Here is a 14,754-nt window from a genome sequence, read left to right on the forward strand (position 1 = left end):
TGTCTTCCTTGATCGTTGATGTGAGCGCAGAATGGGCGCACAGTCACTATCGCGTCAGTGCCGCCGATGCGAATCAGTCATTCGACCTAAATCCGGGTCGGACAGCGCGTCTCGGAGCCCGGCGCGGGAGGACACGCCGAGCTTGGGGAAGACGCGGTACAGATGCGCTCCCACGGTTCGGTGCGACAGGTACAGGCGTTCGCCGATCTGGCGGTTGGTGAGCCCGCTGGCCGCCAGGTGGGCGACGTGAAGCTCCTGTGACGTCAAGCCGCTGGTGGCCTTGACGACCTCGGGTGACGCTCGCCGAGGTCCGTCGCTCTGCCGCGATGCAGTCAAGACGAGGTGGGCCTTCACGTCCCCGTCACCCTCGATGGCAGCCGAGAGAAGGAGCCGCCGGGTGGCCTCCGGCAGGTCCGCGACGCGGGACTCGAACAGGCTTCGCAGGCGGTCGCTCAGCGGCGCGACAACGGGTTGGTCATCGGTCGGCAGCGTGCGTTCATTCAGCACCGTTGGCAGTTCCACCAGTGCGAGGGGGTTTCCGCGGGCGAGGCCGAGCACCCGCCGGCGGACACGTGACGGGAGATCCGGCCAGGTGGCGTCCACCAGTTGCGCGGATGCCGCGTCGTCGAGCGGAGCGAGCAGTTGCTCGGTGAGCCCCATCCGGTCGAAGGGGCAGTCCTCACCGGTGCGGTAGGACAGGACCATCCCGACGGGGTGACCCTGGACGCGGCGGGCAATGAAGCCGAAGGCGGCGGCACTGGCCCGGTCGACCTGGGGGACGTCGTCGACGAGCAGAAGCGCGGGGCGCTCATGGGCGACCGCGATCACGAGGGACAGCGCGGCGTTGCAGACCCGCAGCGGAGTCGGTGGCGGTCCGGAGCCAAATCCGAGTGCCACCGAAAGAGCCTGTTGCGCTTCGGGATCGAGGTGAGTTAGCGCGTTGCGCAGAGGTAGCAGGAGCTGGTTGAGGCCGGCGTAGGCGACGTGTGCGTCGAGTTCGGAGCCCGAGGCGCGCAGCACGTGCATGCCGACGGCGCGTGCCCGGTCGGCGGCCGCGTCGAGCAGAGCGGACTTGCCTGCGCCGGGTTCACCGCGGACCAGTCGGACGTCACCGTCGCGCCGGGCCCGGGCGAGGAAGGCGGCGATGCGGTCGAGTTCGACCTCGCGTCCGATCAGGTGCGTCATGCCTGCTTGTAACGGTAGGAGAGCGCAATATATTGCATATCGCTGATTCTGCCGGCGATCCAGTCAGGGTTGGAGGTCGACGGACCATCGGATTGGGTGACTAGACGCAGCGAAAACTTGGTCAGGGGCTCTGCGCCGCCATTCCCGTTGTAAGGTCTCCGCCGGGAGGGCCGATTGAACGCTACTGGGCACTATCGGGTATGGAACGGCAACGAATGGCAAGACTACTGCCTTCGTTTGTTGAAGGCTCGGTACGCTGATCATCAGCTACAAGAGGTGCCTGATCGCGACCGGGGAGACCTTGGCGTTGAGGCATTCACGCATGACGGCGTTGCATTTCAGTGTTATGCGGCGGAAGAGCCACTCGATGTAAAGGAGCTGTATGAAAAACAACGGAGCAAGCTTACTTCGGATCTAAACAAACTAAATAAAGCAACAAAGCGACTAGATTTAATCGCACTCTTTAACGGTGTAAAGATCCATATATATGTCTTTATGGTTCCGAGGCATGAATCGAAGGAACTGGTCAAGCATGCCCAAGCTAAAGCCTTAGAGGTCCGTGGCTGGAAACTGCCGTTCATTGCAGATGATTTCGCCATCACCATAGAGACTGACGAAAATTATGACTGCGAACGCGATCAAATTTGGTCCATACCACGCCCGCTGATAGACAATCGGCCAATAGGCAGTGTGGAGATAGCAAAGTGGCAAGAGGAGAACAACCCGCTATTCGTAGACGCCCAGCGCAAGCTAGGCGACTTGGGGCTGGTAGGCGAGGGTTTGTCGGCGGCGCTGCGTACACTGCTCTCACAGTATCTAAAAGGTGAGAACATGTTGACGAGCTTGCGAAGTAGCTTTCCGGACGGATGGCAGGCAGTAGCGAGAGTGAAGTCTATGAAAGAAGACTTGCTCGCTCTCGAGTACCCGCCGGGTGCAGCCGAAACACTGGCCGACGTAAAGTCGATCGCCGAAGAGCTGGCGAAGGAAATTTGCATAGCAGCGCCGACCGTCGATCAACTATCGGCGCGTGTGCTCGCGTGGTCAGCCGTTGCAGATTGGGTGTTCCGCTGCCCGTTGGACTTTGTGGGGTCAAAATGACGTCGGTCGAAGCGGTGGAGGAACTATTCGCCGGCCGGCCCACGAAAATTGGGTTCAGACGTCGGAATGATTCTATCCCAGGTGACTTGCGTATTTCATGGAGACTGGCAGTTCTTTGTCTACTGCTGGTTCGATTTCGAGCGAAGACGGCGAGGATCGAACACTTACACACACTGTGGTGGGCTATTCGTTCCGAGAATTCTCGTGATCTGATTATTCGGTGGTTCGACAATAAGCCCATACCAGATGAGATAATAGTCAGATTTGATCCCTCGCTCACGCAAACGATCGACTTAGCCGTTGGCCAAGGTCTAGTTGAGTCTGACCGCCGTGGGAGCGTGAAGCTTTCTCCTAAAGGCGTGGCGATGGCTCAGGCCGTAGGAACTAGAGACGGCGTTCTCGCAGACGAAAAGAACTTTCTTGAAAAGCTGCCCAGAAATATTTCACAAAGGGCGATGAAAGAGATGACGGAATGGCGTTAACTCCTGGCCTCAGACTTATCGCCGTGAGATTGGTGGTCGAGACTGTCTCGGGGGCACAGTTCGGTCACACATTCACTTTTCAAGAGGGCTTAAACATCATCCGTGGCGATAACACAAGCGGTAAGTCGACGACCCTTCAAGCGATCATCTATGCCCTGGGATTAGAAGGGATGCTCGGGGCATCGCACCAGATACCGCTACCGCATTCAATGACGGAGAAGCTCGCGTTCGATTCCGAGGAATTCGATGTCATGGAGTCGTACGTCGAACTAGAGGTAGCCAACAGGAATGGGGTGGTTATCACAGTTCGCAGATTCGTAAAGCATCCGTCGGTGAATACGAAATTGATCAATGTGACAATGGGTCCAGCTCTTACGGATACGAATGCTTACGAGTCGCGCGATTTTTTCGTTCGTCGTGCAGGTGGTGCTCAGCGTGAGGCCGGCTTTCACTACTTCTTAGCGGACTTCATTGGTTGGACACTCCCAAATGTAACGCGGATCGATGGCTCAGAGATACCGTTATACATGGAGACTTTGTTCCCATATTTTTACGTCGAGCAAAAACACGGATGGTCCGGCGTACAGGCGCGAATCCCGACGTACCTCGGTATTAGGGATGTGGGCAAGAGGTCGGCGGAATTTGTACTTAGCCTCCAAATATTTGACCTAATTTTACAAAAACAGCGGATATCTTCCTCGATCACCGAATTAGAGGCGCAATGGCGTCAATCGATGCGCGAAATGAGAGAGGCTGCGGATGCTGCCGGCGTTACGCTGGCAAAGATTCCGTCAACTCTCAAAGAGTCTTTGGAGGAAGATACTGCTCAGCCTCTGACGGTTGTCGAGGGTGATTGGGTGGCGCTTGATGAGGCGATACCGCAGTTGCGTGATCAGCTTTCGGCTATGACGGCTCGGTCTGTTCCAGCGGTGAGGGATGTATCGACGCAACTCGACACTGATGTTGCTCTCGAGGAGGACGCCATCAATGACCGACTCGTTGAAGTCGCAGTTATTGTAAATGAACGAGAAGAGTATCGGCGCCGACGGAATCAATTGGAACTCCGAATTGATGCCCTCGAAGCCGATCTACAAAAGCACAAAGATGCTCGTACTCTCGTTGAACTAGGTGCAAATTTTGCGACAGAACTACTTGGGGAACACATCTGTCCGACATGTCACCAGGATGTTCATGATGGTATGGATATCTCGTCACACGTAATGGCTGTCCAAGAGAACATTGATTTCATCGGCCGTGAATTGACAACGTTGCGCTCAGCGTTGAACGATATTGAGAGCGCGGGTTCTGCTCTTCGTGTTCGTGAACGGAGTGCTCGCGCTGCGCTGACAGACGCGCGGCGGAAGGTCCGGGCGCTTCGCGAGACACTTGTGAGTGCCGATAGTGCGCCATCGGCGATTGACGTGGCTAATCGACTACGGCTACAAGACCGTGTTGAGCGGCTAGAGGAGAGCGGCCGCCACTTGGCTGACTTGCGTCAAGGTCTCGTGTCGATCGCGAAGCTCTGGGAAAAGCAACGTGAATTGCTTCGATCGCTGAATGTCAATGATTTGCAGGGCACAGACCTAGTGAAAATACTCGCCCTAGAGAACTATCTCAGGTCACAGCTTGTGCGCTACGGTTTCAGCTCTCTAAGTACTAGCGAAGTTGACATTAGTCGGGAGACCTACAGGCCGGCTCACGAAGGGTTCGATTTAGGATTCGACTTGTCCGCTAGCGATATGATTCGCGTGATTTGGGCATATTTGATGGGCATTCTCAGGGTCGCCGATGAACATGGCGGGAACCATCTCAATCTGTTGATATTTGATGAGCCGAAACAGCAAGATACGGCGTCGGAAAGCTATCGGGAGCTTTTACAAGAGGCGGCAGGCCAGGGCACGAGGGGTGGCCAGCTCATCTTCGCAACAAGCGAGAATCTCGACAGTCTGCTCGCGATGCTAGGCGATGCGGCCTATCATTTGCAGGACATCGGCACAGGTCAGAAGTTGTTGCGCCCCATCACAAGTTCCTGACCCGACGAACGGCGAGTTTTCTAGCGAGAAAAAAGCCGCTTGCAGATTGAGGCGCGCAACTCCATCGCGGTAACGGGGCAACCCCAGCCTCCAGTGCGGCGTTTTTGTGTCCCATGCTGCGGACGCGGTTACTCAGCTCCGCTTCGGTGTTGTCCATGTCGATTTACTAGACACAGACGGGCTCGCGAGAGGTCGGCCGTACGCACCTGGCGTTCTATCGCGCTGTTAGCGCGACATTGCGAAAGCCGCAGGTATCCGCCGCGCGGCACGGCACATATGTGCGAAGCTGACGCATCTATAGGTTGCCCCAGCGGCCGTGGTCGCGGCACGGATCGGGCCCAGGGGCGCCACTCTCACGATTGAGCTGTAGGCCCACTCGCAAGACAGTGCGCTCAAGGCTGCAAGGCTGCTGGCGCGACTCTGAACCGGCTTGTGACATTGCCTCACACCGACGTGGTCTGATCGAACAGTCGTAACGGCATTCCCACTGCTCGAACTCTGGAGCCGATGACGGGAATCGAACCCGCGTATTCAGCTTGGGAAGCTGATGTTCTGCCATTGAACTACATCGGCCTGACCAGCAGTGCTGGTGAGCACGAAGGCTAGCACCTCTGCAGGCTTGGTACGCCGTCAGGCCAGCGGTGCGAACGCCTCGGCCAGTGCCCGGTAGGAGTCGAGCCGCTGCGGACCGCGGGGCATGCCAAAGTCGGGGACGATCACCTCGTCGACGCCCTCGTCACGCCACGTCGCGGCGGCCTCGGCGATCCGCTCGGCCGGCCCGTAGACCACCGGCTGCGGCATCGACTCTGCGGCCTCCTTCGCCTTGGCCTCCGACTCGGCCGAATCGGTGACGATCACCACGGCCTGCGTGGAACGCCATACGGTGGCCGGGTCGCGGCCCTCCTTCTCGCACGCCGCGTCCAGCGCCTTGGAATTCTCGCCGAACCCGCCCGGTGAGGACCACTGATTCCACTCGTGGGCGTGCCGCGCGATGAGCCGCAGCATTCGCGGACCCGTCCCGCCCACCAGCAGCGGCAGCGGCGACTGCAGCGGCTTGGGCTCGCACAGCGCATCTTTCAGTTGGTAGTAGTGCCCGTCGAACGTCGTCGTCTCATTGGTCAGCAGCCCCGAGATCACCGCCAGCCCCTCGGCGAAGCGGTCCACCCGCTCCTTGGGCTCGCCGAGTGCCAACCCGTACTGCTCGTGCTCGGTGATCTGCCAGCCCGCGCCGAGGCCAAGGGTGAAGCGGCCGTTGCTGATGCGATCGATCGTCACCGCGAGATTGGCGAGCACGGCCGGATGCCGGAACGTCATCGACAGCACCAGGTTGGCCAGCCGGATGTTGGACGTGACGGTGGCCAGGGCCGCCATCACGGCGGTGGCCTCCAGCCAGTCGCTGGTCCGGCCCGGCTCGTCGCCGGGGGACATGAAGTGGTCGGCGACGTAGATCGAATGCCAGAACCCGTCATCGGAGAACGTGGCCAGTTCGAGTACGTCGTCCCACGGTTGAGTCGTCGACGGCCACACGGAGAATCGCACTTGGCCAGTCTAGGGACGAAAGCTGGCGGAACGCTCGCGGTTACGACGTGGGCGAGTACGTCAGAGCCGTCGGCCCGGGCGGGGGCACCGCCCCGGGGGCGATGGGGACGCCTGGTGCCAGGTGCTGCGACGGGTCTTGATCGACGACGCCGGCGGGGCCTGGCTCGGTACCGGCCGCCGCGTCCGCCGCCCACAGTGCCTGCAGTCGCTGCGCCGCGAACGTCGCCCCCTGGTCGACCATGCCGGCCTCGACGTAGGTGTTGTGCACCGAGAAGCTCCTGCCGTGCGGATCGCAGACGAGGTCGTCGTCGACGCACAGCTCGAGTGCCTTGCCCACGTAACTGGGACCGACCTCGACGTCGGGATCCTTGATGACGTTCATGAAGCGGGCCGAGGGCTTGCCGAACAACGCGACCGCCGCGACGTGGTCGGCGATCTCGGGCGGCATGGGGGCGGGCACGTCGGTTTGCCTCACCCCGTCGGGAACCACGCTTGCGGTGACGAAGCCCATCACCGCCGCGCCTTGGGAGAAGCCGCCCAGCACGAGCTTGGTGGTGGGGCACGCCGCAGTCGTGGCGAGGATGTGCGACCGCGCGTCGACGATGCCCTGCATGGCGGTCGAGAACGCCATCGTGGCGGGGTAGTCGACCGCGTACACGCCGACCGACTTGGGCGCGACCCGGGCCTGCACGGCGCTGACGAACGCGTCCCCGACGGGACCCACCCCCGGCGCCTCGGTGGTCCCGCGAGCGAACACGATTTCGGCGTCCGGACACGGCGCCGCCGACGCGGTCGGCCCGGCAACGCACGACATAGCAGTGAACGCCGTCAACACCGACGTCACGATGGCCCCACTACGAGTCAACAGCCCCATTGGCAAATGCTGTCACGCCTGTATCGCGACTGCCGTCCCACTTCGCGAAGACACAGAGTTTCGTCAGGAAACCCAGAATTTCCTTAGTCAACGGCACGGTGCCAGGGACGTGCGCCGCCGACGCTAGGCTCGTCGGGTGCTGCTCTCCGATCGCGACATTCGGGCCGAGATCTCCGCAGGCCGCCTGGCGATAGACCCGTTCGACGACAGCCTCATCCAGCCTTCGAGCGTGGACGTCCGGCTCGACAACCTGTTCCGGGTCTTCAACAACACCCGGTACACCCACATCGACCCCGCCATGCGCCAGGACGACCTGACCACGCTGGTGGAACCGAAGGAAGACGAACCCTTCGTGCTGCATCCGGGGGAGTTCGTGCTCGGCTCGACGCTGGAGCGCTGCGCCCTGCCCAACGATCTCGCCGGCCGGCTGGAGGGAAAGTCGTCCCTGGGACGCCTGGGTCTGCTGACCCACTCGACGGCCGGCTTCATCGACCCCGGCTTCAGCGGTCACATCACCCTCGAGCTGTCCAACGTGGCCAACCTGCCGATCACCCTGTGGCCGGGCATGAAGATCGGTCAGCTGTGCCTGCTGCGTCTGACCAGCCCCGCCGAGCACCCCTACGGCAGCTCCTCGGTCGGCTCGAAGTACCAGGGCCAGCGCGGACCGACCCCGTCGAAGTCCTACCTGAACTTCGTCAAGCACTGACTCAGCCGTCGCGGGTAAGGTTTAAGAGCGGGCTAAGGGACGCTGCGTCCGGTGTAACGACCGCGTCGCCGACGGCGATGAAACATCCGGGCGTGCCACGTGCGTTCAAGCCCTAGTGACGAAAACGAGTAGCACAGCGAAGACTTTGGAGGCGTTCGTGGACATCGTGCTTGGTGTGTCCCTGACACCAAAGACGGTGCGACTGGTGCTCGTCGAGGGCAACGAGGCCGACGGCGAGATCGTCGACCACGACACCTTCGACGTCACACCGTCGGACGGCTCGGCAGCGTCGAGCGCGTCCTCGCAGGTTGTCGCCGCCGTCCTGGGAACATTGGAGAGCGCCCGCGAGGGTGGCCACCAGCTCAAGGCCATCGGCGTCACCTGGAGCGACCACGAAGAGGCCGCCAAGCTGCGTGATGCGCTGGCCGCCGCCGGGGTTCACGACGCCATCCTGGTCTCCGAGCTGCACGCCGCCGGCGCGCTCGCCCAGACCGCGGGCCGCGCCGTCGGGTACGAGACCACCGGCCTGCTGTTCGTTGACCGCGACACCGCGACGCTCTCGGTGGTCCGCACCGACGACGGCTCCATCGTCAAGGTGCTCAGCCGCAGCCTGCACAGCACCGACGCGATGGCCGTGCTGTCCGACATGGCGTCGGCCGCCGCCGCGCAGGCGTCCCCGCCGCAAGGCATGTTCGTCGTCGGATCCGGCGTCGACGTCGCCTCGGTCAAGGCACACCTGCAGGACCTGGTCGACGTGCCGGTCAGCGCCCCCGAGGAGTCGGGCTTGGCCCTGGCGCGCGGCGCGGCGATCGCCGCCGCCAACGCCCCCATCTTCGACGCGTCGACCGTGGGACTGGCCTACTCGCAGGATCCCGACGGCATCACCGCAGGCAACGACTATCCCGGCTTGGCCGGCGCCGACACCCAGATGGCGCTGGCCGGGGTGGCCACGCCGCTCGGCGCCGAGGACCTCGACTTCGCCGAGGAGTCGCCCGCCGAAGAGGGGCGCAAGCCGTTCCTCCTGGTGGGCAGCGCCTTGACCTCGGTGTTCGTCATCGGCGTCATCGCCCTGGTCATCTCGCTGGCGGTCAGCATCCGTCCGACGGCCGACCAGCGCCCCGACCCCGGGCAGAGCGCGATCGTGCCCAACGCCGCCGCTCCCGCCGCGACGCTGCCCGAGGCGGCCCCCGCGCCAGCGCCGGCCCCCGCCGCGCCTGCGCCCGCCCCGCCCGCGGAGACCATCAAGGCACCCATCCCGGTCGTCCAGCAGGAGCAGGCGCCGCGTCGCCAGGTCTACGTCGCACCTCCCGAGGCGCCGCCCGCGCCGGCTCCCGACCCACCCGCGGCCGCACCGGCACCCGACCCGGCCCCACCGGCGGCTCCGCCACCCGTTCCCGCGGTGCTCCCGCCGCTGATTCCGAACATCTTCACGCCGCCCGTGCAGCAGTATCCGCAGTACAACCAGTACCCGCAGTACAACCAGTACCCGCAGTACCAGCAACAGCCGCAGTGGCAACCGCAGCCGCAGCGACCGCCGTGGCAGCAGAACCCGTGGCAACCGCCGAGCAATCAAGGCTCCTCGCACGACGACGACTGGCCCGGTTCGGGTGGCCACGGAGGCTGGCCCGGCCGTGGTGACGACGGCCCCGGCCGTGGTGGTGACGGCCCCGGTGGGGGACGTGGGGGCGGCACCAACTGCTTCCTGATCTTCTGCGCGCCGGCGGGTCGCTGACACCGAGCCGAATCCGGTTGGTCACCCAGCGTTGGCCTGCCGCTGGGTGTCGCGTGGGTTTCAGCTCACCCCCAGCGGATAAGCAGGCGGTATGCGATGCACTGTGTTCGGGACGGGTTACCTCGGCGCCACCCACGCGGCCGGCATGGCCGAACTCGGACACGACGTCATCGGCGTGGACGTCGACCCGGGCAAGGTGGCCAAGCTCTCCTCGGGTGAGATCCCGTTCTACGAGCCCGGGCTGCGAAAGGTGTTGCGCGACAATCTCGATGCCGGGCGGCTGCAGTTCACCACCGACTACGACGAGGCCGCGGCCTTCGCCGACGTGCACTTCCTCGGCGTCGGCACACCTCAGAAGAAGGGCGAGTACGGCGCCGATCTGCGCCACGTACACGCCGTGATCGACACGCTGGTGCCGCGCCTGGAGCGGTCCGCGGTGATCGTGGGCAAGTCGACGGTGCCGGTCGGCACGGCGGCCGAGTTGTCCGAACGGGCCCGTGCGCTGGCCTCGCCCGGGGTCAGCGTCGAGATCGCGTGGAACCCCGAATTCCTGCGAGAGGGCTTCGCGGTGCAGGACACCCTGCATCCCGATCGCATCGTGCTTGGGGTGCAACCGGATTCGCAGTGGGCGGAGGCGGCGATGCGCCAGCTCTACGCCCCCATCCTCGAGACCGGGGTGCCGTTCTTGGTCACCGACCTGCAGACCGCCGAACTGGTCAAGGTCTCGGCGAATGCCTTCCTGGCGACCAAGATCTCGTTCATCAACGCGATCTCCGAGGTGTGCGAGGCCGTCGACGCCGACGTGACGACCCTGGCCGACGCGCTCGGGTACGATCCCCGAATCGGTCGACGATTCCTCAACGCCGGGTTGGGGTTTGGTGGTGGCTGCCTACCCAAGGACATCCGCGCGTTCATGGCCCGCGCCGGCGAGTTGGGCGCCAACCACGCGCTGACGTTCCTCCGCGAGGTGGACAGCATCAACATGCGCAGGCGCACCCGGATGGTGGAGTTGACGACCCAGGCGTGCGGTGGCTCCCTACTGGGGGCCAACGTCGCCGTCCTCGGCGCCGCCTTCAAGCCCGAATCCGACGACGTGCGCGACTCGCCTGCGCTCAACGTCGCGGGCCTGCTTCAACTCAACGGCGCCAACGTCAACGTGTACGACCCGAAGGCGGTGGAGAATTCGCGGCGCCTCTACCCGACGTTGAACTACTCGGCGTCGGTCCTCGAGGCGTCCGACCGGGCCGACGTGGTCCTCGTGCTCACCGAATGGCAGGAATTCGTCGACCTCGACCCAACCGAGCTCGCGGCGACCGTCCGTTCCCGCATCGTGGTGGACGGCCGCAACTGCCTCGACGCCGATCGGTGGCGTGCCGCGGGCTGGCGGGTGTTCGCCCTGGGGCGTCGCGTACCGGAGGCGCTCCCGTCGTAACGTGCAGCCATGACCGTCTACGCGCTGAACCTGTTCGACGTCGCCGACCGCGAGGAGTACCTGGCGTACTCGAAACGGTCGGTCGACGAAGTCGCCCGCTACGGCGGCAAGGTGGTGGCGCTGGGCAAGTTCCGGGAGAACGTGCAGGGCGACGTGGCCGGCCGTCAGGTGCTGATCCTGGTGGAGTGGCCCGATAAGGACGCCTTCGACGGGTACTGCAACGACCCCTCGTTGGCCGATCTGCACGCACACCGCGAGAACGGAACCTCGGGCTACGTCTGGCAACTGTTCGACCGGTTGGCCGATCTGCGGCCGGTGCTTAAGCTCGAGCGATGACCCAGGCGATTAGGCCGAGCATCCGACAGCGACTGCACTGGTTCGCCCTGCACGGGGTGATTCGCGGGCTGGCGTCCTACGGCGCCAAGCACGGCGAGATGCAGGGCAGGCTCATCGCCGATCCAACGGTGCGGGCCGACCCCGGTGGCTTCGCCGACGAACTTCGCGGCCGTGGCCCCATCGTTCGCGGCCGCGCCGCCTGGCTGACGGCCGACCACGCCCTGGCCCATCAGCTTCTGCGCTCCGACGACTTCTCCGTCACCGCGATCGGCAAGACCCTACCGGGACCGCTGGGGTGGCTGGAGCAGAAGACCACCGTCAAGGGCAGGCTGCACCCGCTCCTTCCGCCGTCGATGTTGTCGGTGGAACCACCCGAGCACACCCGCTACCGCAAGACCGTGTCGTCGGTGTTCACCACCAGAGCCGTTGCGGCACTGAGGGAACGGGTCGAACGGGCGGCGACCGACCTGCTCGACGGTGTGGTCGCCGGGCCGACCGACCGCGTCGACGTCGTCGACGCCTATTGTGCGCAGCTGCCCGTCACCGTGATCGGCGACATCCTCGGTGTGCCCGACCATGACCGGCCCAGGATCCTGGAGTTCGGTGAACTGGCCGCCCCCAGTCTCGACGTCGGGTTGTCCTGGGACCAGTACCTGCGGGTCGAACGGGGACTCGACGGGTTCAACACGTGGCTCGAGCAGCACCTCGGCCACCTTCGGCGTCATCCCGGCGACGACCTGATGAGCCAGATCATCGCCGCCGGCGACGAGGGCACCCGGCTCGACGACGAGGAGCTTCGGGCGACCGCCGGTCTGGTGCTCGCCGCGGGCTTCGAGACCACGGTCAACCTGTTGGGCAACGGGATTCGCATCCTTCTCGAGCATCCCGACCAGCTGGCGATGCTGCGCGCCGATCCGGACCTGTGGCCCGGCGCGGTGGAGGAGATCCTGCGGCTGGAGTCGCCCGTTCAGCTCAGTGCCCGCCTGGCTCGGGTCGACACCGAGGTCGCGGGGCACCAGATCGCCGCCGGCGAGCTCGTCATCCTGTACTTGGCCGGCGCCAACCGCGACCCCGCGGTCTTCGCGGACCCGCACCGGTTCGACGTCACCCGTGACAACGCGGGCAAGCACCTGTCGTTCTCCGGTGGCAGGCACTTCTGCCTCGGTGCGGCACTGGCCCGCGCCGAGGGCGAGGTCGGGTTGCGCGCGTTCTTCGACCGTTACCCGGACGCACGGCTCGCCGGTGCCGGCAGCCGTCGCGACACACGTGTGCTGCGCGGATGGGCGACGTTGCCGATCACGCTCGGCGAGGCCCGAGCGGCGGTACCGTCTTAGGCGTGGACTTCCGCGCAACGCTGCTCGAGGAGACCGGGGCCCTCGGTGAGGTCGTCCGCACCGCCGACCCCGAAGCTCCAGTGCCGACCTGCCCCGGCTGGACGATGAACCAGCTGCTCAAACACGTTGGCCGGGGTCATCTCTGGTCTGCGCAGATCATCGCCGAGCGTCGCCTCGATGCGCTCGACCCCCGTGAGGTACGCGGTGGCAAGCCGCCGGGCGACGCCGACGGCGCGATCGAGTGGCTCGACGCGAGCGCCAAGGCCGTCATCGCGGCGGTCGACCGGGTAGGCGCCGAAACCAGGGTGTGGACCTTCAACGGGCCCAAGCCGGCGGGCTGGTGGATTCGACGTCGCGTCCACGAGGCCACCGTGCACCGCGCCGACGCGGTCCTGGCCGTCGGTGGCGACTATCAGCTGCCGGCCGAACTCGCCGCCGACGGCATCAGCGAGTGGATCACCCTCGCCACCGCCGGAGCCGACCGGCGCCATCCGCCGCTACCGCGAGGATCGACGCTTCACCTCCACGCCACCGACGTCGGACTGGGTCCGACGGGGGAGTGGACGATCACCAACGACGAAGACGGCCTGCAGTGGTCGCACGCCCACGCCAAGGGCGACGCCGCGGTGCGCGGCAGCGCGGTCGGCCTGTTCCTGGCGCTGACCCGGCGACGCTCCACGGCCGATGCGGGCCTCGAGGTGTTCGGCGACGAGGCGGTATGGAACGCCTGGCTCGACGGGACGCCCTTCTAGGCGTTCTCCGCCTGCGGCGTCGCAAGCACCGCGGCGATGCCCGTCGTCAGCGGCACCGACAGGGCTAGTGCGATGCCGCCGACGGCGGAGCGGGTGACCTCGATGGCCACGCTCTCACTGGTCAGCACATCCGACAGCGACCGGTTGGCGACGCTGAACAGCAGCAGCAACGGCAGCGCGCTGCCCGCGTAGGCCAGCACCAGGGTGTAGACCGTGCTCGCGATGTGGTCGCGACCCACGCGCATCGCCCCGGTGAAGATTGCCCGGCGGGTGGCGCCGTGTTCGGCGATCTCGAAGGCCGTCGATGCCTGGGTGACCGTCACGTCGTTGAGCACGCCCAGCGACCCGATGATGAATCCGGCCAGCAGCAGGCCGGTGATCGACACGTTGCCGAGGTAGGCGGCCACCTCGTTGTTCTGATCTTCCGACAGACCGGTCAGGTGGACCAGTTCGATTGTGGCCCAGGACAATCCGGCGGCCAGCAGCAGAGCGGTGAGGGTACCGAGCAGGGCGGCGCTGGTGCGCAGACTCACCCCGTGGGCCAGATAGATGACCGCGTACAAGATGGCCCCGGAGGCCACCAGCGAGACCGGAACCGCGGGCGCCCCGTCCCGCAGTGCGGGCAACAGGAACACCATCAGCACACCGAACGCGACCGCGATGCCGACGATGGCTCGCAGCCCGCGCCACCGCGCGACCGCGACGACGATCACCGCGAACAGGGCGGCCACGATGCCCAGCGGCCAGCTGCGCTCGAAGTCGTAGAAGGCGTACGTCGTGGTGCCGTTCTGGTCGACCTGCCTGCTGACGCGGACGGCGTCGCCGACGGCGAGGCTCGGCTGGCCCGGGCCGCCGCTGAACTCCAGCAGCGTGTCAGCGCCCTTGTTGGGACCCGATCCGATTTCGACCAGCGACTGCACGCACGTCCCACCACCGGGTGGTGCGGCGACGGGGGTCGAGGTCAACACTCCGCCGGCCGACGGGCTGCCGCACGGCCCCTGCGCGCTGGAGACGACCCGCCCGGACTCCGTGGTCACCGCGCCGCCGGCGGCGTTCTGGAACGGAAGGGGGACGTCGACGCTCTGGTGGCTCGGCCACAGCAACGCCATCCCGGCCAGGACGGCCACCCCGATCGCCACCAGCAGTCCGACGACGATCTTGGCCGCCAACGGGCCCAGTGGCGCCGGGCCGGAGGACATGGAATGCGAGTGCGAATGCGCCACCCGGACAGGGTAGAGGGGAAAGGCGGGG

At 65.0% G+C, this 14,754-nt stretch carries 12 protein-coding genes and 1 tRNA gene; 8 read left to right on the top strand and 5 right to left on the bottom strand.

Annotated features, from left to right (window positions below):
* Positions 1-54: 54 nt before the first annotated feature.
* On the bottom strand, positions 55-1,185 hold the full coding sequence (locus H7K45_RS10590; protein ID WP_263995760.1) for a helix-turn-helix transcriptional regulator: 1,131 nt from the start codon (positions 1,183-1,185) through the stop codon (positions 55-57).
* Positions 1,186-1,461: 276 nt separating this feature from the next.
* On the opposite strand from H7K45_RS10590, the gene H7K45_RS10595 reads away from it, so the two are divergent.
* Together H7K45_RS10595 and H7K45_RS10600 are read left to right on the top strand one after the other, a co-directional pair.
* Positions 1,462-2,283: a hypothetical protein gene (locus H7K45_RS10595; RefSeq protein WP_263995761.1), complete on the top strand. Its 822-nt coding sequence runs from the start codon at positions 1,462-1,464 to the stop codon at positions 2,281-2,283.
* Positions 2,284-2,788: 505 nt separating this feature from the next.
* The gene (locus H7K45_RS10600) at positions 2,789-4,798 is read left to right on the top strand and encodes an AAA family ATPase (RefSeq protein ID WP_263995762.1); all 2,010 of its coding nucleotides are present in this window, start codon (positions 2,789-2,791) and stop codon (positions 4,796-4,798) included.
* Positions 4,799-5,297: 499 nt separating this feature from the next.
* Here the strand turns inward: H7K45_RS10600 and H7K45_RS10605 are convergent.
* The 3 genes from H7K45_RS10605 to H7K45_RS10615 form a co-directional block, all read right to left on the bottom strand.
* Positions 5,298-5,371, bottom strand: a tRNA-Gly gene (locus H7K45_RS10605).
* A 57-nt stretch (positions 5,372-5,428) separates the two neighbouring features.
* Positions 5,429-6,337: an LLM class flavin-dependent oxidoreductase gene (locus H7K45_RS10610; protein ID WP_263995763.1), complete on the bottom strand. Its 909-nt coding sequence runs from the start codon at positions 6,335-6,337 to the stop codon at positions 5,429-5,431.
* A gap of 40 nt (positions 6,338-6,377) precedes the next feature.
* Positions 6,378-7,211, bottom strand: coding sequence for a cutinase family protein (locus H7K45_RS10615; protein ID WP_308206401.1), 834 nt, complete (start codon positions 7,209-7,211; stop codon positions 6,378-6,380).
* Between the two features lie 136 nt (positions 7,212-7,347).
* On the opposite strand from H7K45_RS10615, the gene dcd reads away from it, so the two are divergent.
* The 6 genes from dcd to H7K45_RS10645 all read left to right on the top strand — a co-directional run bounded on the left by dcd (position 7,348) and on the right by H7K45_RS10645 (position 13,503).
* Complete coding sequence (gene dcd, locus H7K45_RS10620; protein WP_263995764.1) at positions 7,348-7,917, top strand: dCTP deaminase; 570 nt, start codon at positions 7,348-7,350, stop codon at positions 7,915-7,917.
* Positions 7,918-8,074: 157 nt separating this feature from the next.
* Positions 8,075-9,649 (top strand): DUF7159 family protein, encoded by a 1,575-nt coding sequence (locus H7K45_RS10625; protein ID WP_263995765.1) that lies wholly within the window; start codon positions 8,075-8,077, stop codon positions 9,647-9,649.
* A gap of 91 nt (positions 9,650-9,740) precedes the next feature.
* A complete protein-coding gene (locus H7K45_RS10630) occupies positions 9,741-11,081 on the top strand; it encodes a UDP-glucose dehydrogenase family protein (protein WP_263995766.1) in 1,341 nt (446 codons plus the stop codon).
* A gap of 9 nt (positions 11,082-11,090) precedes the next feature.
* Entirely contained in the window at positions 11,091-11,417 is a 327-nt protein-coding gene (locus H7K45_RS10635) for a DUF1330 domain-containing protein (RefSeq protein ID WP_263995767.1), read from the top strand.
* A gap of 20 nt (positions 11,418-11,437) precedes the next feature.
* Positions 11,438-12,751 carry a cytochrome P450 gene (locus H7K45_RS10640; RefSeq protein WP_263996958.1) on the top strand — a complete coding sequence of 438 codons (1,314 nt, stop codon included), beginning with the start codon at positions 11,438-11,440 and terminating at the stop codon, positions 12,749-12,751.
* Positions 12,752-12,753: 2 nt separating this feature from the next.
* The gene (locus H7K45_RS10645; RefSeq protein WP_263995768.1) at positions 12,754-13,503 is read left to right on the top strand and encodes a maleylpyruvate isomerase family mycothiol-dependent enzyme; all 750 of its coding nucleotides are present in this window, start codon (positions 12,754-12,756) and stop codon (positions 13,501-13,503) included.
* Here the strand turns inward: H7K45_RS10645 and H7K45_RS10650 are convergent.
* A complete protein-coding gene (locus H7K45_RS10650; RefSeq protein ID WP_263995769.1) occupies positions 13,500-14,726 on the bottom strand; it encodes a YibE/F family protein in 1,227 nt (408 codons plus the stop codon). The genes H7K45_RS10645 and H7K45_RS10650 overlap by 4 nt on opposite strands.
* Positions 14,727-14,754: the final 28 nt, after the last annotated feature.

The sequence above is a fragment of the Mycobacterium yunnanensis genome, from assembly GCF_025823185.1.
Taxonomy (GTDB): domain Bacteria; phylum Actinomycetota; class Actinomycetes; order Mycobacteriales; family Mycobacteriaceae; genus Mycobacterium; species Mycobacterium yunnanensis.